Origin of the sequence: Paenibacillus sp. SORGH_AS_0306 (genome assembly GCF_030819345.1) — a bacterium.
In the GTDB taxonomy this organism is placed as follows: Bacteria; Bacillota; Bacilli; order Paenibacillales; family Paenibacillaceae; genus Saccharibacillus; species Saccharibacillus kyungheensis.
The window spans coordinates 1,007,775-1,032,497 of record NZ_JAUTBP010000001.1 but is presented as its reverse complement, the minus strand read 5'-3'; the positions used below and the strand labels follow the sequence as shown (position 1 = coordinate 1,032,497).

Annotated in this window: 19 protein-coding genes; 4 read left to right on the top strand and 15 right to left on the bottom strand. The window is 36.8% G+C overall.

The annotated features are described in order from the left end of the window. Positions 1-24 precede the first annotated feature (24 nt). The 6 genes from pfkB to QE450_RS04520 form a co-directional block, all read right to left on the bottom strand. Positions 25-936: a 1-phosphofructokinase gene (gene pfkB, locus QE450_RS04545; protein WP_273615565.1), complete on the bottom strand. Its 912-nt coding sequence runs from the start codon at positions 934-936 to the stop codon at positions 25-27. A gap of 2 nt (positions 937-938) precedes the next feature. Then, positions 939-1,685: a DeoR/GlpR family DNA-binding transcription regulator gene (locus QE450_RS04540; RefSeq protein WP_273615564.1), complete on the bottom strand. Its 747-nt coding sequence runs from the start codon at positions 1,683-1,685 to the stop codon at positions 939-941. A 367-nt stretch (positions 1,686-2,052) separates the two neighbouring features. Continuing rightward, on the bottom strand, positions 2,053-3,015 hold the full coding sequence (locus tag QE450_RS04535; RefSeq protein WP_273615563.1) for a DUF1861 family protein: 963 nt from the start codon (positions 3,013-3,015) through the stop codon (positions 2,053-2,055). Between the two features lie 20 nt (positions 3,016-3,035). Continuing rightward, a complete protein-coding gene (locus QE450_RS04530) occupies positions 3,036-4,115 on the bottom strand; it encodes a mannose-1-phosphate guanylyltransferase (RefSeq protein WP_273615562.1) in 1,080 nt (359 codons plus the stop codon). Beyond that, on the bottom strand, positions 4,108-5,217 hold the full coding sequence (locus tag QE450_RS04525) for a prenyltransferase/squalene oxidase repeat-containing protein (protein WP_307297316.1): 1,110 nt from the start codon (positions 5,215-5,217) through the stop codon (positions 4,108-4,110). The genes QE450_RS04530 and QE450_RS04525 overlap by 8 nt, the downstream gene beginning before the upstream one ends. A 1-nt stretch (position 5,218) precedes the next feature. After that, positions 5,219-6,400 carry a glycosyltransferase family 4 protein gene (locus QE450_RS04520; protein WP_204824797.1) on the bottom strand — a complete coding sequence of 394 codons (1,182 nt, stop codon included), beginning with the start codon at positions 6,398-6,400 and terminating at the stop codon, positions 5,219-5,221. A 383-nt stretch (positions 6,401-6,783) separates the two neighbouring features. Here QE450_RS04520 and QE450_RS04515 point away from each other — a divergent pair, with 383 nt between their 5' ends. Beyond that, on the top strand, positions 6,784-7,404 hold the full coding sequence (locus tag QE450_RS04515; RefSeq protein WP_273615560.1) for a 50S ribosomal protein L25: 621 nt from the start codon (positions 6,784-6,786) through the stop codon (positions 7,402-7,404). Between the two features lie 138 nt (positions 7,405-7,542). Here the strand turns inward: QE450_RS04515 and QE450_RS04510 are convergent, their stop codons facing one another. Both QE450_RS04510 and QE450_RS04505 read right to left on the bottom strand, forming a co-directional pair. After that, positions 7,543-8,532: a D-cysteine desulfhydrase family protein gene (locus QE450_RS04510; protein ID WP_307297313.1), complete on the bottom strand. Its 990-nt coding sequence runs from the start codon at positions 8,530-8,532 to the stop codon at positions 7,543-7,545. A 157-nt stretch (positions 8,533-8,689) separates the two neighbouring features. Beyond that, positions 8,690-9,343, bottom strand: a complete 654-nt coding sequence (locus QE450_RS04505) for a serine/threonine protein kinase (RefSeq protein WP_307297310.1) — start codon at positions 9,341-9,343, stop codon at positions 8,690-8,692. Between the two features lie 224 nt (positions 9,344-9,567). Between QE450_RS04505 and QE450_RS04500 the strand changes: the two genes are divergently transcribed. Further along, on the top strand, positions 9,568-9,945 hold the full coding sequence (locus QE450_RS04500) for a ribosomal protein L7/L12 (protein ID WP_274170464.1): 378 nt from the start codon (positions 9,568-9,570) through the stop codon (positions 9,943-9,945). A 127-nt stretch (positions 9,946-10,072) separates the two neighbouring features. Here QE450_RS04500 and QE450_RS04495 read toward each other — a convergent pair whose 3' ends face one another. Together QE450_RS04495 and QE450_RS04490 are read right to left on the bottom strand one after the other, a co-directional pair. Further along, positions 10,073-11,518, bottom strand: coding sequence for an FAD/NAD(P)-binding protein (locus QE450_RS04495; protein WP_307297307.1), 1,446 nt, complete (start codon positions 11,516-11,518; stop codon positions 10,073-10,075). A 467-nt stretch (positions 11,519-11,985) separates the two neighbouring features. Then, positions 11,986-13,824, bottom strand: coding sequence for a UbiD family decarboxylase (locus QE450_RS04490; protein WP_307297304.1), 1,839 nt, complete (start codon positions 13,822-13,824; stop codon positions 11,986-11,988). 308 nt (positions 13,825-14,132) lie between these two features. On the opposite strand from QE450_RS04490, the gene QE450_RS04485 reads away from it, so the two are divergent. Both QE450_RS04485 and QE450_RS04480 read left to right on the top strand, forming a co-directional pair. Further along, positions 14,133-15,209 (top strand): polysaccharide deacetylase family protein, encoded by a 1,077-nt coding sequence (locus QE450_RS04485; RefSeq protein ID WP_273615553.1) that lies wholly within the window; start codon positions 14,133-14,135, stop codon positions 15,207-15,209. A 222-nt stretch (positions 15,210-15,431) separates the two neighbouring features. Beyond that, entirely contained in the window at positions 15,432-16,520 is a 1,089-nt protein-coding gene (locus QE450_RS04480; RefSeq protein ID WP_307297302.1) for a low temperature requirement protein A, read from the top strand. Between the two features lie 143 nt (positions 16,521-16,663). On the opposite strand, the gene QE450_RS04475 is transcribed toward QE450_RS04480, so the two are convergent. From QE450_RS04475 to QE450_RS04455, 5 genes are all read right to left on the bottom strand, one after another. After that, on the bottom strand, positions 16,664-17,338 hold the full coding sequence (locus QE450_RS04475) for a TetR/AcrR family transcriptional regulator (protein WP_274170469.1): 675 nt from the start codon (positions 17,336-17,338) through the stop codon (positions 16,664-16,666). Positions 17,339-17,614: 276 nt separating this feature from the next. Then, complete coding sequence (locus tag QE450_RS04470; protein WP_307297298.1) at positions 17,615-19,069, bottom strand: glycoside hydrolase family 1 protein; 1,455 nt, start codon at positions 19,067-19,069, stop codon at positions 17,615-17,617. Between the two features lie 35 nt (positions 19,070-19,104). After that, entirely contained in the window at positions 19,105-21,006 is a 1,902-nt protein-coding gene (locus tag QE450_RS04465; RefSeq protein WP_274170471.1) for a beta-glucoside-specific PTS transporter subunit IIABC, read from the bottom strand. A gap of 422 nt (positions 21,007-21,428) precedes the next feature. Beyond that, positions 21,429-21,797 (bottom strand): hypothetical protein, encoded by a 369-nt coding sequence (locus QE450_RS04460; RefSeq protein ID WP_307297296.1) that lies wholly within the window; start codon positions 21,795-21,797, stop codon positions 21,429-21,431. Positions 21,798-21,890: 93 nt separating this feature from the next. Next, positions 21,891-24,707, bottom strand: a complete 2,817-nt coding sequence (locus QE450_RS04455; RefSeq protein WP_307297294.1) for a hypothetical protein — start codon at positions 24,705-24,707, stop codon at positions 21,891-21,893. Between the last annotated feature and the right edge of the window lie 16 nt (positions 24,708-24,723).

Below are 24,723 nucleotides of genomic sequence, written 5' to 3'. Positions count from 1 at the left end.
TTTATTGGATTCAATCAATAGCTTCTATAATGTAACAATAGTAACTTGTGGGCGTAATTCTTCAATTTTTTCACGTGTCGCTAGATCGTCTGAAAAAGCAGTTGCACTACCAGAAGCAACACCTGTACGGAAAGCTTCAAGAGGATCATGAGTCGATACCAGTGTACCGGTAAATCCAGCGATCATAGAATCGCCTGCTCCAACAGAGTTTTTGACGGTTCCTTTAGGCACATTAGCGTGATAGACTTCTTCCGGTGTAATTAATAATGCACCATCACCAGCCATCGAGATCAATACATGTTGAGCACCAAGTTCTAGCAATTTGCGACCGTACGTAATAATATCTTCACGACTTGCAATCACAACGCTGAACAGTTCTGCTAATTCATGATGATTAGGCTTCACTAATAATGGACGATCTGCAAGTGCTTTGAGCAATGCTGGTCCTGTCGTATCAATTACAAATTCTGCTCCTGTCTGCTTACATACTTCGATCAGACGATCATAGAAATTCGCTCCCAAAGACGGTGGTACACTTCCTGAAAGAACAACCACGTCTTCTTTGTGCAATTGAGATAATTTGGCTACCAGTGCATCAGCTTCTTCCGTACTGATATTCGGCCCTTGACCATTAATCTCTGTTTCTTCTCCATGCTTGAGCTTTACATTGATACGTGTATCGTCTGCCACATGAACAAAATCAGTCGAAATATGTTCAGCATGAAGTTTATCTTCTATATATTGACCGGAAAATCCACCGACAAATCCAAGTGCTGTATTCGGTGCATCCAAACGATTCAAAATACGAGATACATTAATGCCTTTACCACCCGGAAGCTTTAAGTCACGCTTCATGCGGTTCAAGTCACCTAACTTCAATTCGTCCACTTCCACGATATAGTCTATGGAAGGATTAAGCGTTATTGTATATATCATGGTTATCCCTCGATTATTTTAGTTTTTTGAGCAATCGAACGTTGCCATTGTTCTGGCATCGCTTCTGTGATCAATACGGCTTCATTAAGACTAAACAATTTGGCAAACGTAATCTCACCGATCTTACTAGAGTCAGCTAATATATACGTCTGACTGGACAATTCATGTGCACGTCTTTTAATTAAAGCTTCTTCAGGGTCTGGAGTCGTATATCCCATCTCTGCATCAATACCGTTTGCTCCGAGAAAACATTTATCAAAGCGGAAGTTGTCCATATTTTGGAGCGCTATACTTCCAATAACGGCTTTGGTATGCATTTTCATCATCCCTCCCAACAAATAACTGCGGATCTGTTGATGAACGAGCGCTTCTACATGAGACAATCCATTGGTCACGACTGTAATGTCTTTGGCTTCAATATAAGGAATCATGGCAAGCGTAGTGGTACCTGCATCTAGATAGATACATTCTCCATCCAAAAGCTCTTGTGCTGCTAATTTGGCGATTACATCTTTTTGTTGAACGTTTGTGAATGTTTTTTCGTCCATACCAGGTTCCTGGCTTTTTTGATGAACTAGGGCTGCTCCCCCATGTATACGCTTTAGCAGTTGGCGACTTTCAAGATCGATCAAATCACGTCGAATCGTTGATTCAGAAGCACCTAAAATATCAACTAATTCTTGTAATTTAACTATGCTTCGTTCCTGTAAGCGCTGTAGAATTAAATGGTAGCGTTCTTCTGTCAGCATGTTCATTCCTCCAACTCCAACTATCGTATCACAAACCTAACAAAAAACAATCATTTTCGTTCAAAATAATCCATAAAAATTCAATCAATGACTGTTTTCGTTCACATTTTGATAAATATTTGGAGGAAATTGGATTGTTTGATAAGATTCACTATTATTCTTTTCGGTAAACTAATACATTTTGTAAAGCAATCTGTATCATATGTACGTTATTGATCTCTATTCTAATTGGGAGCGTTTCTATACCAATGATCGGAAAGCTTAATCTGATCATAAATAAAAGGCTATCCCTTATCAGATTACTGACAGGAGATAGCCTTCTTTATTTGTATCGTAATTCTATCTAAAATAGGATCTTGATAGACTCTTATGACATCGCTTCTGCCAGAACAATCTGCTCGTACTCTGTAAATGGATCAGGAATATCCAGACAATACGATTCTACATCACTAGCACCTACGTACAAGATCGCACGATCATTCGCTTCACGAGTCATTCCGCCACTGAAAATAACATCTACCAGATCAGGACGCTTAGCAGGTCCTTCAGGAAAATCACTTCGAACTGCTATAATTTTCATTGCAGATTTCTCACGTGTCCATGGATTCACGACAAAAGACATCGCATGATAATGAAGCATTTTCTGTTCGTCTCGATACGCTATATGCCCCAATACACCCAATAAGCCATTTTTCAATAAATGAATTTCGTTAGCGCCGCCCCATTCATTTTTATCAAATTGATCTTTAAATACAGGAGCGCTAATAATATTAGACTCTGACAAATTTTGAAACGATTCAAAAATACCAAATCCAATCAAAGCTACCGCTCCTTCTACACCAAAAGGTCTAGAAAAAACAGCTATATTACCATCAGCCATTTCATTGAGACGAAGATCTTTCATACTCCAGGGCCCACTGACTGCATATTCAAAATCACGAATCGTTTTGCCACGATACAATAAAGTACGCCATCCGATGATTTTATGATCTGGTTCTTGATTACGATAAATTTCAACGCCACCAAAAATCAATTCATTATCCAGCCTTGTAATAAATGGATCTTGTAATTGAAACGGAGTTAAATCTTCTTTCGGTTCCCAAACATCTCCATTACGAGTAAAAAAGATTACTTCAGAATCTTCGGAATTTCTTGCTTCGACACGTCCAGCAATATACAATTCGCCTTCATTCCAAAACGGAGCTGTAATATTATACACATCCAGATTATCTACTCCTGTAAAGTGAATCTTGGTTCCTTTTTCCTTAGCAGGTGTATATTCTAGCAGTAGTTCCCGGCACGTTTTGATATCCCATTCTAATTTCATCATGAGGTAAGAGGCAACCTTTCTCAGGTATATTCCTGAAGTCCTTTTTCTTTTAGCATGATTACCATATCTTTGATATCTTGCGCACGATCTTTGGCACAGATCAACAACGCATCTTCCGTATCAGCAATAATTAAATGGTCAATTCCTATCGTAGTAATCAATCGCTTTTCTCCATAAATAATCGAATTACGCGTATCAATACCTACATAATTGGCTTTGACAATATTGCCTTCTTCATCCGGTGGGAAAATAGCTCCCAATGCATCCCAGCTTCCGATATCATTCCAACCAAAATCGCCTTCAAGCACAACCACTTCATCACAACGTTCTAGAATACCGTAATCGATCGAAATGTTTTGCAATAGCGGATAAATCTGATTGATCATTTCTTCTTCTTGATCCGTTCCTAGATAAGCAATCAAAGGAACCATCGTTTTGTACAATCTCGGCAGAAAACGCTTAAAATTATCAATAATCGTAGACGTTTTCCAGATAAACATACCACTATTCCATAGATAATGACCTGTTTCCAGATAAGACTTCGCTTTGACAAACGTAGGCTTTTCTACAAATTCAGCCACTTCATATACAGGACAAGGTACACTCATCATAGGTTCACTTTTACATGAAATATAACCATAGCCTGTTGCTGCAAAAGTAGGCTTAATTCCTATAGTCACAATTTTATCAGTTTCCATAGCAATTTGGCATGCTTCTTCTAATTTAGCACGAAATTTTTCTTCCTGAGTGATATGATGATCGGAAGGAAAAACAATCATTAACGAATCCCCATGATTTTTTTCGATATAGAGAGCCGCTAGCAAAATACTGGCGGCTGTATTTTTGGATACAGGTTCGACAAGAATATTAGAAGCTTGCACACTGGTATGCATAATACTTTCCAGTAAAACAGCTTGAGAACGATGAGTCACAATAATCGTATTCTCCATCGGGATAACTCCATCAAAGCGCTGAATTGTATCATTTAACATAATATCATTACCACTGATATTTAATAATTGTTTGGGAAGATCTTGACGGGATAGAGGCCAGAATCTTGTACCTCCGCCACCTGCCAGAATCGTTGCAAATCTATTCATTACCCATCACCGCATGAGCCATGCAGTAAGAGACGATATTCTCTGACCCTTGATTGAGATTTAAGCCTACCGCATGAATTCCATCATAACATCCACCTGTTTGACGATCGATTAACGATTCATTGCGTGAATTGCGACCGTGGAACCATTGATAACATAGCAAAGCTTGATCATGATACTTTTGCACGCCAAGCACTTTGTACGCTTCATAACAAGCCATTAACATTTCCGAAGCTTCAATCGGTTGCTCATCATACGGCGCAGCAGGCTTGCCACGCTGTAACCAACCATGACTACCAATCGGTTTGAAATAACCTTCATCTGTAAATGTTAATTCTGCTAGAAAATCTAAGCTTTCTCGCGCTGTCTGCTGAAAAGCAGCAGTGTTCGAAAATTGAGATGCTTTGAACAAAGCCCATGGTAACATAGCATTACCATAAGTCACTTTATCTTCAAACCAATGCCAATCTGCACTGGCATGACCTTGATATAGATTATGCAGACGAATACCCATATTCTGAATCAATGCTTCAATTCGTGCACGTGGTAAGAAAGAAGCGCCTGATCTTTCCCCTGTAGCAAATGGGAATGTATAGGTTAGTGCATCCGGTGTTTCTAACATCGTCGTCAGACCAATTAATGCATAACCGATCGCTCTTGGCGCGCGGATATTTTCCAAAAAGGGAAGCGCACGATTAATCATAAATTTACACGTATTCTGCAAATTATCTGGAATCGAAGGTTCAGCAATCGTTACACCCAGTGCCCATAGGCATCTGCCCTGACAATCTTCTGAACCTGTTTTTTCTATAAATGTACGGTTATAATCCATAAAGTTACGGAAACTACCATTTTCATTTTGAGCATGATAGATAAACGCAAGATACGTATGAACAAGATCCAGAGACGCTTGATCTTGTTTGGTTTTGTATAGTAATACCGCTGCTATTAATGCTCTTGCATTATCATCAGAAGTATATCCTTTTGAACGGTCAGGAATACCAAATTTGGTATGTTGAAAAATACCTGTATCATCGGTTAAGCGTCGTAAATAGTGTGCTGATAGAGTAGATGTTGGCGTTGAATCGATGACATTTTCCATTTTAAACTGCACTCCCTTTTAATCCGTAACTGCTTGACATGACTTCACGAAACAACTGAGCATAAGACTTCGCAACTTCGCTCCACATCATTGTTTTTCCCAAAGCCATCGTTTTTTCTTCCATTTCTGCTTTAAGTGCTGGATGATCTAATATATTCAAAATATGCGTTTCCAAAGAAGCCGAGTCGTTAAATTCTGCCAGCAGTCCTCTTCCATCTGCTAACATTTCTATTGCATAACGGTAAGGAGTCGAAATAATAACTCTTCCATACCCTATGCCATAAGCTAACGTGCCACTAACTGCTTGATCTTTGCCTAAATAAGGAGTCAAATACACATCAGACAATACTAGCGACTGAACCACTTCTTCTTGTGTTAACAGTCGATCGACAAAAGCAACATTATTTTCAAGTCCAAGTTCAGATACCAAATCAGTTAGCTTCTGACGATATACTTCACCTACTTGTTGCTTAACCACAGGATGCGTTTTGCCCCAGATAATATAAAGTGCTTCTGGATGCGTTTTGACTACACCGCTCATCGCTTGAATAGCATATTCGATCCCTTTACCTGGACTCAAAAATCCAAATGTAGATAAAACTTGGCGATCGCTATATCCATAACGCTCTTTCAATTCTGTACGACTACCTGTGTCAACAAAAGGAACACCATGATGATACATTTTTATTTTTTCAGCAGGAATATTATACACTTCGATTAAGTCCTGTACTTTATTCTCTACCATTGTTACTACTTTATAACTAAGATCAGCAAGTTGTTTCATAATCTGACGCTGTTTATCACTAGGTTCAGATAGAACAGTATGGAAAATAACTATAAAAGGTATCGTTAACTGTGCTGCAAGTTCGACAACATATTCTCCACTTTCGCCGCCGTAAATACCGAACTCATGTTGAATAACCAGTACATCTGTATTGGATTGATTCAAATCATTAGCCGCTCGCAAGTAATCTGCCCGTTCAAATTGATTAATTTCACCCATTACCTGACTGCCGTATTCATAAGATTTATCATTATTAACCGCCATAATATGCGGTGGATTAAAGTCATTTATTTTTTTGATTTCATCAAGCATATCTTGCGAGAACGTAGCCAACCCGCATTCTCTTGGCAGACTTGTTCCCAAAAATACAATATTGCGTTTTGTTGTCTCTTCATTCATAGTTATTATCTCCCTTTTATTATATTTTTTTCCAAAATCAAATAACAAAAAAGAAATAAAGATATCTTTATTTCTTAAGATCGAGTTGATTTTATATTGGAGTGTGTATTTATAGTGTGCGTTATTAAATGTAGTCATGATGTATGTTCTTAGCTGATATGTGTATCTTTCCGTTCCTATCTGCTTCCCTAACTTTACCATTGTATAGATAAGTTGTCAAATAATTCACTTTCTAAGGTAACATATTTGACAAGCACTAAACTTGTAGTAACATATTAGATAACAACAAGAAAATGTGTTCGCATAGCGAGCTGATTAGACATTCATTGCTAATCGGCTTTTTTTGCGTAAAATTTTCTTGAATGTCCAAGGAGGCAATACAAATGAGTAATGCTATCGTATTAAATGAACGTAGTAGCCAACAAACAGGTTCGCAAATTCGCGGTCTAAGAAACAGTGGTCATATTCCTGCTACTGTGTACGGCAAAGACATTGGTAGTGTTTCTGTGATGGTGGAAGAGAAATTGTTTTTAGCTACTATTAAAGAAAATCCTCGTGCTATTCTTATGGCTGACATCCCGCAAAAAGGTAAAAAGCCGGTTACGATTCAACATATTCAAAAAGATCCGATTAGTCGCAAAATCTTGCATATCGATTTTCACCAATTGAATATGAATGTAGCGATGGACACTAAAGTAACGATTCATTTCTCTGGCGAACCTATTGGTGTATACGAAGGTGGCGTTATGCAAGTTGAATTGTATGAAGTTGAAGTTCGTTGTATGCCTGATGACTTGTTAAGTGCATTTGAAGTCGATATTACCAAAGTCGGTATCGGTGATCATTTATTAGTATCTGATCTTGAATTCCACAAAGGAATTGAAGTATTAACAGATCCTACAGCTGTTGTAATCAAAGTATCTGCTGCGATTGAAGCTGAGCTAGAAGACGAATCAGCAGAAGCTACTCCAGTCGTTCCAGAAGTAGACAAACCATCAGCATAATCATTTTTTGTAGATTTTATACGATATAAACTTATGTCAAAATAAATTACCATCGTATAATGTACTTATTTATCCACAACTTATAAGTCTGCTAACACTTTATTATTGTGTGTTTAGTGGACTTTTTTGTGTTCACTTTCAAAATTGAAACGATGAAGCATGTGGAAACAATCCATACAGACCACCTGTATGAATAAATAAAATGTTTTGCATATCCTCGAATGTGCCTTTGTGAATTTCTTCTAATAACCCGTAAAAAGCTTTGCCCGTATATACAGGATCAAGAATCACACCCTCTAATGAAGCTAAGTCTTGGATACATTTTAATTCTTGCGGTTGACTCTGAGCATAGCCTTTCCCTACATAACCGTCTATGATTTCTATCGCTTTTAACGGTATATGTACAGGTTGATCAATATATTGCGAACTTTCTTGGATAACTGTAGAGATCGCTTTTTGAAAATATTGTTCATCATCACATACATTGATCCCTATGATCCGGTGCGAAGTCTCAAGTAGTTGTTGAGCTAGCAGTAATCCAGCATGTGTCCCACCCGACCCTAATGCTACAACAATCGCATCAAATGAAATTCCTAACTCTTGTTCTTGCTGTACGATTTCTTGTAGCGCTGTATAATATCCAAATGCACCGATCCCACTGGAAGCTCCTTCTGGAATAACATAAGCTTGTTGTCCATGTGCAGAGATTTCACTAGCAATATCATTCATAATATCCATCCGGTGATCACGGTACGCTTCACTACTAATCCAGCGTACTTCTGCACCTAACAAATGATCCAATAAAACATTTCCTTCATACGTATCAGGTTGCTCACCACGTAATACAACGATAGCTTTTAAGCCTAACTTTGCTGCTGCCGCGGCGGTAGCCCGACAATGATTAGATTGAATCCCTCCACAAGTAATCAATGTATCGCACCCTTGATCCAGTGCTTCACGAATACAATATTCCAGCTTACGAATCTTGTTACCTGCAAATTCAGTTCCTGTCTGATCATCTCGTTTGATATACAAAGAAGGCCCTTGCAACTGTGCAGATAAACGATCTAATTTTTCTATCTTGGTCGGTAGATTAGCCAGTACAACCCGTTCTGGAAGATGAATCATAAGTTAGACCTCCTTAGTAGATGTTAGTATTACAGTAACCAGTTCAATATTGATTGCATAGAGCATAATCCTATCTATTACCTTCTTTTTGATAAAGACAAACACAATCAGCCATATATAAGGTATGAGTATAACTAAAAAAAGACACTACATAAAGTCAGTGTCTGGCAAGTTGGGCTTTTTTACGTTTGCGGTATACTTGATAGCCTTTGCGCACGCCTTCTAACATGACGCCGGGAACAGGAAATAAGATGCGAGAAGCTACTGGTAAATACAAACGGTAATAGGCTTTTTTGAAGTCGCTCCACATTTTACATTCTTCTTGTTTGTAAAAGTCAGAGATATCGACGATTAATCCTCGTCCATTTTCGACCATGACATTTTTGCCATGAATATCATGAGGACGTAATCCTTTGGAGCGAGCATAATCTAGTGCTGCATCAATATCTTTGATCGCTTGCTCGGATACGAGAATCCCTTTTTTCATACATTCATAGACGGTTACACCACGTAGACGTTTCAATACCAAAAAGTTTGCCCCTACATAATAACAAGCAGAATAGGCAGGATGTACGCCTAGCTTTTCATATACTTTAGCTTCTTCTTGTAAGCCGGGCTTACCGACTGCATATACTTTGACAGCATAATCTTCATAATCAGGATGATAAAATACAGCAGCATAATTCCCTGCACCGAGTAAAATCCATGGCTGAGGTGCATTTTTTACTTTTACAGGCTCCATAAAATGAAAACTTTCTACTATCACATTAGCGATTAATTCATCTGTTACCTGCTGTAATAATTTTTCCATCTAATACGCTCCCTATAGCTTCATTCGTAAAGTCATTATTGTGTGGCTACATATGTAAATGCTGTAGATAATCTACTATATTATTTTACGTTATAATGTGGCAAAAGGCATCATTATTTAATCTATTTATAGTATAAATGATATTCAATCTGTTGATCATATGACCCTATAATTGATCTATGCTATACTCTTGTAGATGAGTACATATAGAAAGGAGTTATCAAATGAATACATATGAAATTGTAGCGATAATTGCGCTTGTGTTGTCCGTACTGTTGCTATTGCGCGTCATAAGCTTGCAAAGTCAACTGAATGAAATGAAATCAGATCTAGAATGGCTCAAAAATCGACCGGGTAATGGAGGACTGACTTCTACCCATCGTCCCAAACCTCTCTCATCGTCTACAAGTGCTCCAGAACATACAAGCGTACCCTCAACGATAGATCAAGCTTCATTTGAAGAACGAATATTGTTTTTGACTCATGAAAACAAAAAAATTCAAGCGATCAAAGAAGTACGGGAAGTTCGTGGTTGGGGACTAAAAGAAGCTAAAGATTATGTAGATCAACTAGAAAATGAATACAAACAAAAAAACCTGTAAGCACGCTTTATGTGTTTACAGGTTTTTTACGTGCTAGACTTCTTTGCATATAAGCACTTTTTGGATACATAAGCTCGTTTAGTTGTATATCCGAAATCTTTATAAGAAATCTTCGTTACTATACAAATTATACATCGACAGTGTTGACTACTTTAGGCCACTGTCCGATAAATTCGTCTTCTGCATAAGCAAAAAATTGATGTAAAATATCTGCTCGATCATCTAAAAATAATTCGTCAGCTATCGCCCCGACTAACTTCGGTATCGCAAAGCGCATTCCTGAAATCGCAGAAGCCGACAACCCACAACTAACCAATGCAGAATAGTTAAACACATACAGCCCATGCAATTTGTCTTTCCCTACTTCATCTCTGCTCTGTAATGCAAACCCCGGACTAAGATAAGGATGAGCATCCAATAGTGGATTGGCAACTTCTGCTGGTGGTGTATATTTGTCACTCCAACGTGCAATATAAGATTCTACATCTTGCAATTCTGGACGTAACGCTGGATCACTTAACAATCCTGTACTGATAATTAAAAAGTCGAACGAAAATGTACCTTGCGGTGTAGTGACAACAGCTTGGTCGCCCACTTGCTCTACTTTTAGCCACGGTGCGCCTAAATGAAGTTGAAATCCATCCCAAGCCGATGCACGTTCAAATGTATCATTGGTAGGTGGTTGATTATATTTAAAAAAGTGCCCGATAGCTGCATATTTATCTTCATCTTGTAAAGCGGCAAACCGTTCGATCATCCCCGAGACTTCCATTTGGCGAATAGGATTAATACGTGGTAGATGTTCACGTCTTACAAATACATGAGCTTCACCGACACCTTGAGAAAGTGCAAAATTCGTATTATCAAAAGCAGAAGCTCCACCGCCTAATACAGCGACTTTTTTACCTCGTAATGGTTCGAAATCAATATTTGCCGAGGTATGAGCATAGAGATGTGCAGGTAAATGATCACGAATCATCGGTGGCACATGCCATTCTCCGCCCCCTTGTATGCCTGTTGCCAGTACTACTTTGCGTGCTAACAATATTTCTGTAGATGATACAGTCGATGATTGTGTACTTTCGATATGCAGACGATGAATTCCCTCTTCAGTCGGTTCAATCCGCTTCAAGCGAGTATGATTACGCACTGGAAGATTCAGAATCTGGCGATACCAGCGTAGATAATTCATCCAATCTCCACGTGGAATTTTATTGACTGCTTCCCATCCTTCTGCACCTGTCTGCGCTTCCCACCACGAACGGAATGTTAATGAAGGAATACCTAGATCAATCGAAGTTAAATGCTTGGGTGTACGCAACGTTACCATCCGCGCATATGTTTCCCAGGGGCCTTCGACGCCTTCTTTATTTTCATCAATAATCAAAATATTCGATATCCGCTCACGTAACAATCCAAAACCTGCACCCAATCCACTCTGACCGCCACCTACAATAACCACATCATAGACATGTCCTTCAGGGTGTTGCAATGGACGTACCCAATCGGCTCCTCCATATGCTAGATAAGAAAGGTCTGTTTTCACACGTTGATTCAGTTCTGCCAAGCTCATACTCTCTCATCCTTCCTGTGCTCTGTATCTATTTGAAGATAGAACAAATCTATATGATTCAGAACTGTTCTATATCAACTCTGCTTTTATTTATTAAAGATTATTTTTAACTTTTGAATTTTGATGTAAGAATTGCTAAGGAATAGACTTATTATATATGTATTATTCTTATTTTTAAAAGTTAATGATAGATTTATTGTCATCATTTCTAAATAAGCAGGTGCAAATTGGTATAATTAACGAATATAATTTCAAATTTTATAAATTATATGTCAGTTAATATTCCATTATAACTTTTATAAATAGTATATTCATCTATATATCACTTCAATATTTAACTTTTCTTACTCTTCATTTCTTACCATTTGAACTACGAAACGTTTGAAAATGTTTGCTACAACAAAAAGAACCTTTCTCTATAGGTAAGAGTAAAGGTTCTTTTTGCAATATTTCTGTGATTCTATTGATTATGACTTGGCTAATGAATTCAAACTAGCTCCCTGTACAAATAGTCGCTCAATATGTTGCGCTACCGTAGGATCAGGGATTAATGGTGGAGCTTGATGAGGCTTAGTGCGTGCATCGATAATGACATTATCGCAACCCCAATGCTTGTGCTTGGTAAAGCTATTTACTCCATATATATCATGAGATGGATTGCTACGGGTAAAGGTAACCCATAAGAAATTATCAATCGTCGCACTTAAAAATGGACTATCATCACACAAAATAATCAATGGACAATCTGGTAATTCACCACGATCGGCAATCACCTGACAGAGATCATTTAATTGCTGTTCGTTATGCTCATAATCTACAAAGCTAGCTCCTTGCAAAGCAACTACACCCGGCATGACCAGATGAGCTGTTCCACATTGTGGTAGATCATGTAAAATCGCTGGAACTTCTGTACATAACTCTCGCTTTGGCTCTCCTACAGCAGCGAAAATCACTTTACTACCTGTATTCAATCCTGTTCCTGAATAATCCAGTGTATCAATCGTTGTATTCGTATAGAAATGAATATCACGATGCAAATTGATTCGTTTCAAGATATAAGTAAGAAAATGTTCAACATCGTGAGAATCTAATGTCTCTTCTTCTTCCGCTGTCATAAATAAGTACTTGGCAAGACTTAACTGTCCTGTACCTAGAATCCGATTGGCAATTGTTAAAATTTCAGCCGGTTGCTTTACTTTCTGGTAAGGCGTGTATCGTTCACTACCAATTGCAAATAGTAATGGATGTACACCTGCCGCATCAACAGCATGCACTTCTTTGACTCCGGGAATCTCTTGCTTGATCGCTCCACCTGTTAACTCATGAATCAAAGCACCAAAAGCTGTATCTTCTTGTGGTGGTCTGCCTACTACAGTAAATGGGAAAATAGCATTTTTGCGTGCGTATACTTTATGCACTCGTAACATCGGGAACTCATGTGTCAGACTGTAATATCCAAGATGATCGCCAAACGGCCCTTCAGGCTTTGTCTCATCCGGGTAAATCTCACCTGTAATCACAAAATCAGCATCATTACTGATACAAAATTCATCTACATAACTGTAACTAAAGTGTCGCCCTGCTAACAATCCTGCAAATGTTAATTCACTCATTCCTTCAGGCAAAGGCATCACCGCAGATAATGTATGGGCTGGAGGGCCACCGATAAAACAGCTTACTTTCAGCGGTTTACCTTGACGATTAGCTTTCTCCTGATGAATCCCAATCCCCCGATGAATCTGATAATGGATACCGATCTCTCGATTCAGTTCATACTCATTCCCATTCAACTGCACCCGATACATACCTAGATTCGAGTTCATGATACCGGGCTTTTCTGGATCTTCACTATAGACCTGTGGCAAAGTCACAAAAGCTCCACCATCATCTTGCCAGTTCTGAATAAGTGGTAGATCAGCAATCTGAATTTCTTCAAATTCCGCAGGTAATCCACTCGATTTTTTCAAAGGTAATGCTTTACGAGCAGACAGCCCTGTACCTACATATTGAAAAGGATGCTTCAGTGCTTGCATCGGATTATTGCGTAAAGCAATCACATTTTGTGTCGATTCCCATGTATCTCTAAAAATAAATTTACTTCGTTCGACAGTGCCAAATAGATTAGAAACGGCACGGAATTTAGAACCTTTTACATTTTCAAAAAGCAGTGCAGGCCCACCTGCTTCAAATACACGCATATGAATCGCAGCCATCTCTAGATAAGGATCAACTTCTTCACGAATCCGAATCAAATGCCCGTTTTTTTCCAGATCATTCACACATTCTTCCATATTACGGTAGTTCATATTCCAGCTCCATTCTGCGTTCATTACTTGATCTATAATATCAGTTTACATTGGTTAAAATTTGATTTAAAAATAAGTATATATGTTATATCCCCATTATGGCATGGCGTAACGATATAGAGATGGTACTATTATGTGAACATGAGATCACTTCTTTTTAGTGTACGATATAATGCTGCAAAACGCATCTTATAGACTACATACGAGTCAGAATGATTTTTTACACTGTATATGTTATATCCCACTCTCTATTTTCCGATATTATGTCTATGGATGCCTCTCACTTTCTAATAAAGGATGATCTATGTATGAAATTATTCAAAACATCTGTGTATGTGGTTACGGGCCTTGTAACGACAGTAGCGATTGCGCTTATCTTGATGGCAGTGTATTCGGATCGAAATTTCTTCTCATCTTTTACCACTGCACAAGCAGATCGCTTGGGAGATTCTATTCAAGGAACTTCCAACGTAACAGTAAATCCACCATTATCCGCAGATCAACTTCCACCTGTAGAACAATTTGCTTCGATTGCCAAAAAAGATCATTATCAAAATAAAGTGGCTGTACTGATGTATCATGATATTGATCCGATCAAACAAGGTGGAGATATTATTACACCTGCTCTTTTTGCTTCTCAATTGGATTATTTGCGTTCTAAAGATATGAATTTTATTTCACTGGAACAGTTCCGTCTTTTTATGAAAGGTGGCAAAGTACCGGATAATGCGGTCTTAGTGACGTTTGATGATGGATATGAGAATTTCTATACTACAGCGTATCCGATTATGAAGGAGCGCCATATTCCCGGTGTAAGCTTTGTGATTACAGGAGATTTCAGTAAAGGCGCTCTTGTAGCCACTCCTCATATGACCAAAGCCGAAATTAAAAATATGACTAGCTCTGATCCGAATATGGAAGTTCAAGCGCATACCGACAAATTACATTATAAAACAAGCGATACTACTGATGCCCTTACAGCTCCACTGGTAAAAGATGGCGTAACCGAGACTCATGAACATTATCTAGCACGGATTGAGAACGATCTTAGACGCTGTGTAGAAGCACTTCGTCCGCTTACTCCTCATGTGATTAATACATTTGCGTATCCTTACGGATTGCATACACCAGAAGTAGAAAAAGTCGCTCAAAACGTAGGTATTCGTTATGCTTTTACAACTGAACTTGGTCTGGTCACACGTGATACTGATCTTATGACGATTCCACGTATCAATGGGGGCTCTCCACTGATTGATCCAGAACGTCTGTACAATTCAATCATGTGGGAAAACAAACTACCTGGACGCAATCTATTTATTCCTGATTCGATCCAGCATAGTGGTCGTGAAGCAGGAGAATCGGAAAAGTCTGACACTTCTAAATAAAGAATATGATCCACAATTAAATACAATCTAGTACCTGTATAAAAATGAATCCGTATAGGTATACCGTCCGCTATCAGTTACTCTAGATAGCGGACTTTTAGGTTGTACTTTTACATATAACAACTACTCAATTACGATAATGCTAAAATAATAAGCTGACACTTTTCTTCCAATTCTATACAATAGATATGGAAATAAGTTTGGTGAAAGAGGGGGCAATTGATGTTAGAAAAAAAGGTGACCTGGCTAGAGTTGTTTTATGATCTGCTATTTGTAGCTGCTGTATCCAAAGCGACCCATGTCTTACTTCATGTAGAACATGGTGGCATTTCACTCGAACAGTTAGGTAAGTTTTTACTTATTTTTATTCCGATCTGGTGGGCTTGGGTCGGGCAAAGTGTATACAACAATCGCTTTGGCAAAGACAGCTCCAAAGATCGGATATTTATGAGTGTGCAGTTATTTTTTGTACTGATTATGACCGCCAGTCTCAATATCGATTTTGATTCAAATTACATACCTTTTCTGATCGGATATATTGGGCTCAGGGCATTGATGGTTATTCAATACATGATCACCACTACGCAGGAGAAGCATCATCGCCAAGAAACGGCTCGTTTTTTCGGAACGTATTTCTGGGTCGGGATTGTTATTTCATGTTGTTCTTTATTTTTCGATTCTTGGATTCGTTATCTTATTTTATACGCAGGTATAGCTGTCGATATTATCGTGCCTTTGATCGGTCGCAAAAATCTGGTCAAAACGCCGATTCATACTGCACATTTGCTAGAACGATTTGCTTTATTCACATTAATCTTATTAGGAGAGTCCGTAATCAGTATGTTGTCTGTACTGCAATCTGATCAATTCACTCCTTCGTCGATCTTGTTTGCAGCAATGGCATTTGTGTTGATTATTGCAATCTGGTGGCAATATTTCGAAAATGTCGAAAAGCATGTTGATAAAGAAAAACAAACTGCCGGACAAACGATTATGTATGGGCATCTATTTATTTACTTTTCACTAAGTATGATTGCCGCTGCAATTCAACTGCTTTTTTTAGAGCAACTTTCGTATCTATTTATTTTGAGCTTTACCTTTGCGTCTGTACTGATTTATTTCTTAGCAGTAATGATCGTATTCCATCGCTATCGCTACCATAATTTCAAGCCACGATTTCAAGTGATGATCGGACTTGCACTGACACTGGGTATATTATTCGCTTTCGATTGGTTGGTGATGGTATCACCGCATGTGGTATTAGCAGAATTGATGATATTCTTTATTTTATTTGCTAAAGTCACTACGTAATATGTGTATCGTTAGACTTATAATTCATTGGTAGCGGATCATTTACCAAACACTTGCAAAATCCCTGTACTCCTTCCTTGATTAAGGTTAGAATACAGGGATTTTTTAGATATCATAACTATTGCTAGTGATGCTTAGGCTGATCATAAATTGGCTGCAATTCGTTGTTCGATTCCACTTAGAAAAATATCCAGCCCTGCTTCAAACATCTCATCTGTACCTACTTCTCCAAATAAGCCGTTTGTATACATTCTGCGAATAATACTGACTTTTTCAGGAGGAACTTGTTCAAATGCACGAAGTGCCCATTCTTCTAGTGACTGTTGATTTTCATCTTCCAGCTCATTCTCTACTTGTTGACGTTCATACTCGTCTAATTCATGACACAATACATAGTTAATAATACAGATAATATAGTTAAACTTTTCTTTGTCTGTAAGAGAGAGTGGTTCCAGAGCTTGTAGAAATTGATCAATCATCTGTAAATAATCACTTTCTAAAGGCAATGTTTGCATTAATAATTGTGCAGAGCAAGGATACTTTTTTAACTGATTGCGCATTGTAACAGCATAATGATGTAATTGTTCTTTCCAATCTCCCTGTGGCTCCATAGCCAAAAGAACATCTTTAGCTACATGATTGGCTAGTGCCTGAAAAAGCAATTGTTTGCTTTTAAAATACCAATAAATCGATGGTGCTTGAATCCCGATCAGCTTGGCTAATTTACGCATACTGAACTTTTCAATTCCATCTTGAGTTAACAATTCCCACGATGCTTCTAATACTCTGGCTTCTGTCACTGCTAGTTTTTTATTCATGTTATCCCTCTTATCTAACCCTACAAGATGGGTATTTACTTCTTATTGGTTCATGATACCATCTAACAGTGTTAGATTCAACTTGTAGAGTTAGAATGGCAGTTTACATATTTTAATTTGATGATTCTGCTTTCAAATTATGACTTATTGGCTTAGATAATTACAATATATTAAATTGCTAAATATTGAATTAACATAAAAAAAGTCTGCTTACCTCTTTTTAAGGAGCACAGCAGACTTTTTATTGTATCGTAGCAATAATTTATTCAAATATCTCTATTCCAACATGGCTCCATTACTCTCAATCACTTTCTGATACCAGAAAAAGCTATCTTTACGTGAGCGATCTAGTGTACCTTTACCTTCGTTGTCTTTATCCACATAGATAAATCCATATCGTTTCTTCATCTCGCCTGTACCGGCACTCACAAGATCAATACAACCCCATGGCGTATAACCGATCAGGTCGACTCCATCAGCGATCGCTTCTTGCATTGCGACCACATGTTGCTTCAAATACTCAATCCGGTAATCGTCATGAATACTGCCATCTGTTTGTACTTCATCGACAGCACCCAGACCATTTTCTACAAGCATTAATGGAATCTGATAACGGTTATAAATATTATTTAGTGACCAGCGTAATCCTTGTGGATCGATCTGCCATCCCCAATCACTTGCTTTGAGGTACGGGTTTTTGAGTCCCATCGATAGATTACCGCCTACTTGTTCTTGATCAGGATCAGCGCTCACACAAGTGGAAGAATAATAGCTAAATGTATAATAATCGACACACCCTTCTTTCAAAGTCTGCTCATCTTCCGGTTCGATCACAAGTTCAATCCCATGATCTGCAAAATAACGCTTAGCAAAGCCCGGATAAGCACCTCTCACCTGTACGTCTGAACACAAGAAGTTCGTTAAATTATCTTTCTGTTGCGCTAAAATCACATCTTCTGGATTCGAAGTCAGCGGATACGAACACATATAAGCAATCATACAACCGATTTTGAAATCAGGATTGATTTGATGCCCTAACTTCACAGCTTGGGCACTAGCGACAAATTGATGATGAAGTGCTTGATATCGTGCTTGCGGATCATCTTGTGATGTATCAACTAATTCTCCATTGCCTTTGGGAATCATCGCTCCAGCTAGAAATGTTCCAAACGGTAGCGTCAAAATATTGATTTCATTAAAGGTCAACCAGTATTTCACTGTGTCTTTATACCTTGTAAATAAAGTCTCGCAATAACGTATATAAAACTCTATCAGACGACGATCTGACCATCCGTTATATTTTTGCGCCAGAGCAAAAGGGGCTTCATAGTGAGATATCGTTACTAATGGCTCAATATTATGTTTTTTCAATTCAGCAAATACTTGATCATAGAACTGTAATCCTTCTTCATTAGGTTCCAGATCATCGCCATTCGGGAATATACGTGACCACGCAATCGACATGCGGAACACTTTAAATCCCATTTCGCCAAAAAGAACAATATCTTCTTTATACCTATGGAAATAATCAATCGCTTCATGGCTCGGATAGTTTAATGCAGGATCGAGTTCCGTTGTGATTCGGCGAGAAGTCGTATGTGTACCTGCGGTTAACATATCCGAGGTGCTTAGACCTTTCCCACCTTGATCATATCCGCCTTCTAGCTGATTCGCTGCTGTCGCTCCTCCCCATAGAAATCCTTGTGGAAATGTAGGCTGTAATGCGCTCATTGTGCAATTCCTCCTGTTAGATAGTTGTCAGTATATTAGATCAAAACAGTGATCAGATCTTCTTTGAAATGAATCGCTTGTTTATCTGTCTGTACTACATCTTGGAAATTAGCTGTATTGGAAATAATAACCGGTGTAGTCACGATATATCCAGCGGCTTTGATCGCTTCGATATCGAATTCCATCAATAATTGTCCTTTGGTAACGATATCGCCTTGTTTTACTTTTGGTGTGAAATGTTTGCCTTTTAACTTCACGGTATCTTGTCCTACATGGATCAAAATATCGACTCCATGATCACTGGTGATCCCAAGTGCATGCCCTGAGGACAACATCGAAGTTAATACGCCATCAACAGGCGAATATACTTTACCTTCAGACGGTTCAATTGCTATCCCTTTACCAAGCGCACCTGAGGAAAATGCTTCATCTTCTACAGCACTAAGTGGAAGAATCGTTCCTTGTAATGGACTTGCAATCGTTTCTTGAGCGATTTGGATCGTTGTTTTGGGTGCTTGTGGTTCTGTGACTTTTGCTGTTTCTTTATCGTCTTGGAACATAGCATACATAATGGCAAATCCAAGCACAAAACTAACTCCGATACCAATCAACATTCCATAGAATCCAGCATCGATACCATTTGGACCGATATAACTTGGAATCCCGAAAATACCCAATCCACCCATAATATAAGCTTTAGTACCTGCAAACCCGATAATACCTCCACCTACCGCAGCTGCTATACAACTGATAATAAATGGTTTTTTACGAGGAAGCGTGATTCCATAGATCGCAGGCTCTGTTACACCGAAAATACCCGAGATAAATGCCGGAATCGAAAGCGATTTGAGTTTGACATTTTTCGTTTTAAGTAAGATCGCCAATACAACACCTGTCTGTGCAAATGAAGCTCCGAACATCCCTGCTAAAACTGGATCGAATTTCATCACTGTTAAGTTATTGATCACAATCGGAACCAGACCCCAGTGTAAGCCGAAAATAACAAATACTTGCCAGAATGCACCGATCAACATTCCTTCAATAATCGGGCTTAAATTATAGACAAATAGTGTGCCTGCCCCTAACAATTGACCTGCCCATGTAGCGATAGGTCCAATAATAAGTAGCGTTAACGGAACAATAACAAGCAATGTACAGAACGGAACCAAGAATGTACGAACAACACTTGGAATAATTTTTTTGAAAAATACTTCTAATTTCGAACCTACATACGTTGCTAAAATAATCGGAATAACACTAGACGAATACGTCATCAAAATGACAGGAATTCCTAAAAACGTAATATGGATCGGCGATTCAAACAATGTACCTGCAAATAAAGTATACAATGGAGCGCCAGCGGTTAAGCCACTAAGCGAAGGATAAACCAGTGTTGCTCCAATCGCCATCCCGATAAAGATGTTGGCATTGAACTTTTTCGCAGCCGTATAACCAAGAAAGATAGGAAAGAAATAAAATAGACAGTCACCTAATGCATTAAGAATCTGGTACGTTCCTGATTCTGTGGTTAATACATGTAATGCAAGCAATAATGCGGTAAATCCTTTAATCATCCCTGTTGCACATAAAACGCCCAGAATTGGAGTAAATACGCCAGAAATCATATCAATAAAACGGTTGAATAAACTTACCTTTTCATCACTAGATGTATCTTGTGCTGTATCAGCTTGAAAGCCTCCGACTGCATTTACTTCGGCATATACATCAGGTACATGGTTACCAATAACGACCTGATATTGTCCACCGCTCTGAATAACAGTTACAACACCATCCATATTTTTAAGTACATCCGTATTTGCTTTGCTCTCGTCTTTTAATTTAAAACGTAATCGTGTGATACAGTGTGTCAAACTATTTACATTGTCCCGACCACCGATATTGTGGATAATGTCTTTTGCCAATTGTTCATATTTCATGGGATATCGCTCCTTTGACAGTGAAGTACGAAAAAAGGCAAAACCTAACTAGACCGCGTATAGTCATATACGATACGATCTGATTAGGTTTTGCCTGCATGACCAGTAACAATCCTATAGATATTTTGTTGAGTGTAGCTACATACTTAGCAGTGGTTCTCACTTTATAGTAAGCGCTTACTATAAAGCTATACTTAATTGCTCCAGATCGAGATATAATACGCAAAAAGGCAAAACCCAACACATGTCAGACCTAGCTACATGTACTGGGTTTTGCCTTTTCAGTAACAATCCCTAAAACAAGAATATCATCGTTTTATTCATTTGGCAAGAGAAAAAGTATACGCTTACATTATTTATTTTTTAAGGGAGATGTGAGTGCTTTTTCTTTTTTCGAATAAGTCTTTTAGTATCATGAAATTTTAAAATTCGTTCGTGATATTATGCCAGTTCACCAGATTCGGTAACTTCTGCACTCCCCAGTAATCTAATAAGATTTGAATAATTTCCTGATGACTGGATGTGTGGTAAGCATAATGTTGAAAAGCCGATTTGTCGCCTTCAGGTACCAACCGAATCTCAATCACCATCCCTTCCCCTTCATGTTGCTCCGAAGCGGCTTGTATGTAGATACTATGTTCGATCGGCTGACTTGGTGTGATAATGATATAGTCGTAGATACCTGTTTGGAAATCAAGAACGATATCTGAAATGACAGATGCTTCGATTGAGTCGTTGTTGTAGATCGTGCCGTTGCTGTCGATGCTGTAAGTAATATGTTGGTAGGACATGAGTTGGAACCTCCTGTAAGTGTTATGTATTTGGACGAGTCTATTATACGCAAAAAATCCGCCAAACACGAAAGTGTCTAACGGATTTGATTATTATAAATTTGTATTAATTATAGGACCTTCTGAACCATAACCTTCAATAAAATAATTTTTAATATTTTTATTTCTCATTTTTATAGATAATAATTCTGCAAAATTACTATCATGAGTAGATATAATAAGTCTCTTTTTATTAGATTCAGAATCTAATATCGCTCTAAGCACATCAATAAATGCTAAAGTATTCAAATCATCCATACTTTGTATAGGATCATCTAGAAGTAGTTGATTAAATATACTATATTTTTGAGTTAAACCAATTCCTAAAAATGTACTCAAGGCAAGTATATTTAACTGAGCTTGACTAAAAATTTGATCCAGATATAAATTTTCTTTTAAGTCTTTACTTGCATAATGTGTGCCTTTATTATCTACAACAACTTTCAAATCTTTATATTGCGTATGAGGATTTATAGATTCATAAATCCAAGTAATTATTGGATGTCCTTGTAATTGTTCTCCTAAAATATTAGTTTGCTTTTGTTTAAGTTCGTTATATTTACCTCTGATTAAAATTTCTTTATTCGAGATTACTTCTAATTTACTCTCGATACTTAATAAATTAGCATCTAATTGTTCATATTGAGATAAAATATCATCGTATTCACTAGGTAATTTTATATTAACTAAATTTTCTAAATTTCTAATCATACATTTAATTAATAAAGAGTTTCTCTTGATATATAAAAAATCTTTATTAAATTTTTCTAAATTATCAGGATAATATTCTGCTATTAAATCTATATTTTTAATTATTTTGATTTTATTTATTACTTCATCCAAACTAGGTTCTTCTTCAAATTCTAATTGTTTAATATTAGCATCAAACCACTTTTGTTTGGTAAGCAATATTTCATCTAATTCATTTAAGTTTACATCCCTTAATTCAATCTCTTCTCCAAATAAAATCTTACAACCTTTTCTTAAAGTATCCCATTTACGAGAAATAAATTCAGATTCCTGTCTTAATTCATTCTTCTGAAGATTATCAACTTGTTGTAATTGATCTAAACTAACTTTTATCTTTCCAAAATTTAATAAGAAATCTTTAGTTAATAATTCTAAAAATGTCTCTAAATTTTCAATAACCTCTATATTTATTAAATGAACTATTTCTGTAAGTTCATCATCTAAAAGTGATCTTTGTTTCAATAAACGCTCTATATCATTATTTCCTTTAGCCATTGTATCATTTATAATAGATATGAGAATGAGAGCAGTATTATTACTTTCAGAATCATTAAAAGAAGAATAAGAAAAATCAGTATTAAGACATATTGGACATGATGTGATAGATTGTTCCTCTTGTTGAATATACGATTTTACTTGATTTAAGATTTCTTGATAATTTTTATTTAGAGTTGAAAATTCATTTATAAAAGAAGTATTTTCTTTCTGTCTCAAAAGTATATTTAAACGTTTTTCATCTAACTCATTATATCGTTTTTTCAAAGTTTCTATTTTTATTATATCCTTGATTGGAAAAATCAACTGCTCTTGTTCAATAATTTCTTTAAAGGAATCGATAAATTTATCTAATTTCATAAAATCATTGTCCATATTATTCCATATTTCTTGCGAAACTTCTTTTTTTTCTTTATTAATACTATGGATTAATAAACTAAATATAAATTGATTATCTGACAATATATTTAGTTTTTCTGAGTTATCTTTTATTCTCAATAAATTATTATTCGATTTTTCTTGATTCTTATTTTGTCTATCTTGCAATCCTATAATACCATTATTTTTTAATTCCCATACATAAGTACTTTTTTTCAACCAATTTTCTGCATCTTTTAAAAGATTTATTAATTTTATATTAGAACTACCTATATTAAAATTTCTTATTTTTTCTTCTAAATTATCTTTTTCTCTTATAGCTATTTCATAGATCTTGCTAGCCCCCCTAAAGACAGTTGTATAATCTTTATTTTCCGATTCTAGAGACAGATTGATTAATTTTAAGGGGATATTTGGAAATCGTTCTTGTCTTTTAACAAATGGAATTAATTTTGAATATAATTTTTTAAATTCATCTATATAACTTTCAAAATCATTATACCCTACGTCCTGTAAATATTTATTAACATTTCCTTTTTTCCTTCCAATCTCTACTATATTAGTGTTATAGTCATTTTTTTTCTTATTAAAAATGCTTCCACTTCTTAAATATACACCTAACTCATTTATATGATTTGATATCTCTTCTTGTTGCAGATATCTCATAAAAAATGATTTTCTATCTTCTGGTGAAGTTTTTCTAATAAAGTCAGTAATTCCTTCTTGTGAAAGAATATGTGCTCTCGTGAAATTTTTAATGTCATTTGACTCTGGAACTAAATACTGTAAAATTTCATTGTTTAAGACTATTTTAGCTTGCTCTCCTTTTTTAATAAGTTGTAAAGTAGAATTATAATTAGTACTATCTGTTACTGCTAAAGTATTACTAAAGCTGTTTCTGGTGATTTTATCTCCATTATTAAATAATATTTCCACTACAATTTCACGATTAGCTTGTACTTGTTCACTTGATTTGCTAGAGGAAAACTTTAAATAATGACTTTTATTTAAATCATGTACTGAGTATGCTCCACCATGCTCAGATTTATAAAATTTTTCTAGTCGTATTACATTATCTGTTAAGCACCATTCTATTGCTTCAAAAAATGATGTTTTTCCATGTCCGTTAAAACCATGAAATATAATCAACGGACTATCTAGTTCATCAAAAACAAAAAAGCGATCTGTCCGATTTAAATTCTCTCCATACCCTCTAAAGTTTTTGATTTTCACTTCTGATAAATACATTTAATTCTCCCTCTCT

What these genes read in the sequence shown, in the direction of transcription:
- QE450_RS04470 (WP_307297298.1), bottom strand. Translation starts at nt 19,069, where the DNA reads ATGAGCGCATTACAGCCTACATTTCCACAAGGATTTCTATGGGGAGGA.
- QE450_RS04525 (WP_307297316.1), bottom strand. Translation starts at nt 5,217, where the DNA reads ATGGAAAATGTCATCGATTCAACGCCAACATCTACTCTATCAGCACAC.
- QE450_RS04530 (WP_273615562.1), bottom strand. Translation starts at nt 4,115, where the DNA reads ATGAATAGATTTGCAACGATTCTGGCAGGTGGCGGAGGTACAAGATTC.
- QE450_RS04500 (WP_274170464.1), top strand. Translation starts at nt 9,568, where the DNA reads ATGAATACATATGAAATTGTAGCGATAATTGCGCTTGTGTTGTCCGTA.
- QE450_RS04480 (WP_307297302.1), top strand. Translation starts at nt 15,432, where the DNA reads ATGTTAGAAAAAAAGGTGACCTGGCTAGAGTTGTTTTATGATCTGCTA.
- QE450_RS04520 (WP_204824797.1), bottom strand. Translation starts at nt 6,400, where the DNA reads ATGAATGAAGAGACAACAAAACGCAATATTGTATTTTTGGGAACAAGT.
- QE450_RS04455 (WP_307297294.1), bottom strand. Translation starts at nt 24,707, where the DNA reads ATGTATTTATCAGAAGTGAAAATCAAAAACTTTAGAGGGTATGGAGAG.
- QE450_RS04490 (WP_307297304.1), bottom strand. Translation starts at nt 13,824, where the DNA reads ATGAACTACCGTAATATGGAAGAATGTGTGAATGATCTGGAAAAAAAC.
- QE450_RS04510 (WP_307297313.1), bottom strand. Translation starts at nt 8,532, where the DNA reads ATGATTCATCTTCCAGAACGGGTTGTACTGGCTAATCTACCGACCAAG.
- QE450_RS04465 (WP_274170471.1), bottom strand. Translation starts at nt 21,006, where the DNA reads ATGAAATATGAACAATTGGCAAAAGACATTATCCACAATATCGGTGGT.
- pfkB (WP_273615565.1), bottom strand. Translation starts at nt 936, where the DNA reads ATGATATATACAATAACGCTTAATCCTTCCATAGACTATATCGTGGAA.
- QE450_RS04495 (WP_307297307.1), bottom strand. Translation starts at nt 11,518, where the DNA reads ATGAGCTTGGCAGAACTGAATCAACGTGTGAAAACAGACCTTTCTTAT.
- QE450_RS04485 (WP_273615553.1), top strand. Translation starts at nt 14,133, where the DNA reads ATGAAATTATTCAAAACATCTGTGTATGTGGTTACGGGCCTTGTAACG.
- QE450_RS04460 (WP_307297296.1), bottom strand. Translation starts at nt 21,797, where the DNA reads ATGTCCTACCAACATATTACTTACAGCATCGACAGCAACGGCACGATC.
- QE450_RS04505 (WP_307297310.1), bottom strand. Translation starts at nt 9,343, where the DNA reads ATGGAAAAATTATTACAGCAGGTAACAGATGAATTAATCGCTAATGTG.
- QE450_RS04475 (WP_274170469.1), bottom strand. Translation starts at nt 17,338, where the DNA reads ATGAATAAAAAACTAGCAGTGACAGAAGCCAGAGTATTAGAAGCATCG.
- QE450_RS04515 (WP_273615560.1), top strand. Translation starts at nt 6,784, where the DNA reads ATGAGTAATGCTATCGTATTAAATGAACGTAGTAGCCAACAAACAGGT.
- QE450_RS04535 (WP_273615563.1), bottom strand. Translation starts at nt 3,015, where the DNA reads ATGATGAAATTAGAATGGGATATCAAAACGTGCCGGGAACTACTGCTA.
- QE450_RS04540 (WP_273615564.1), bottom strand. Translation starts at nt 1,685, where the DNA reads ATGCTGACAGAAGAACGCTACCATTTAATTCTACAGCGCTTACAGGAA.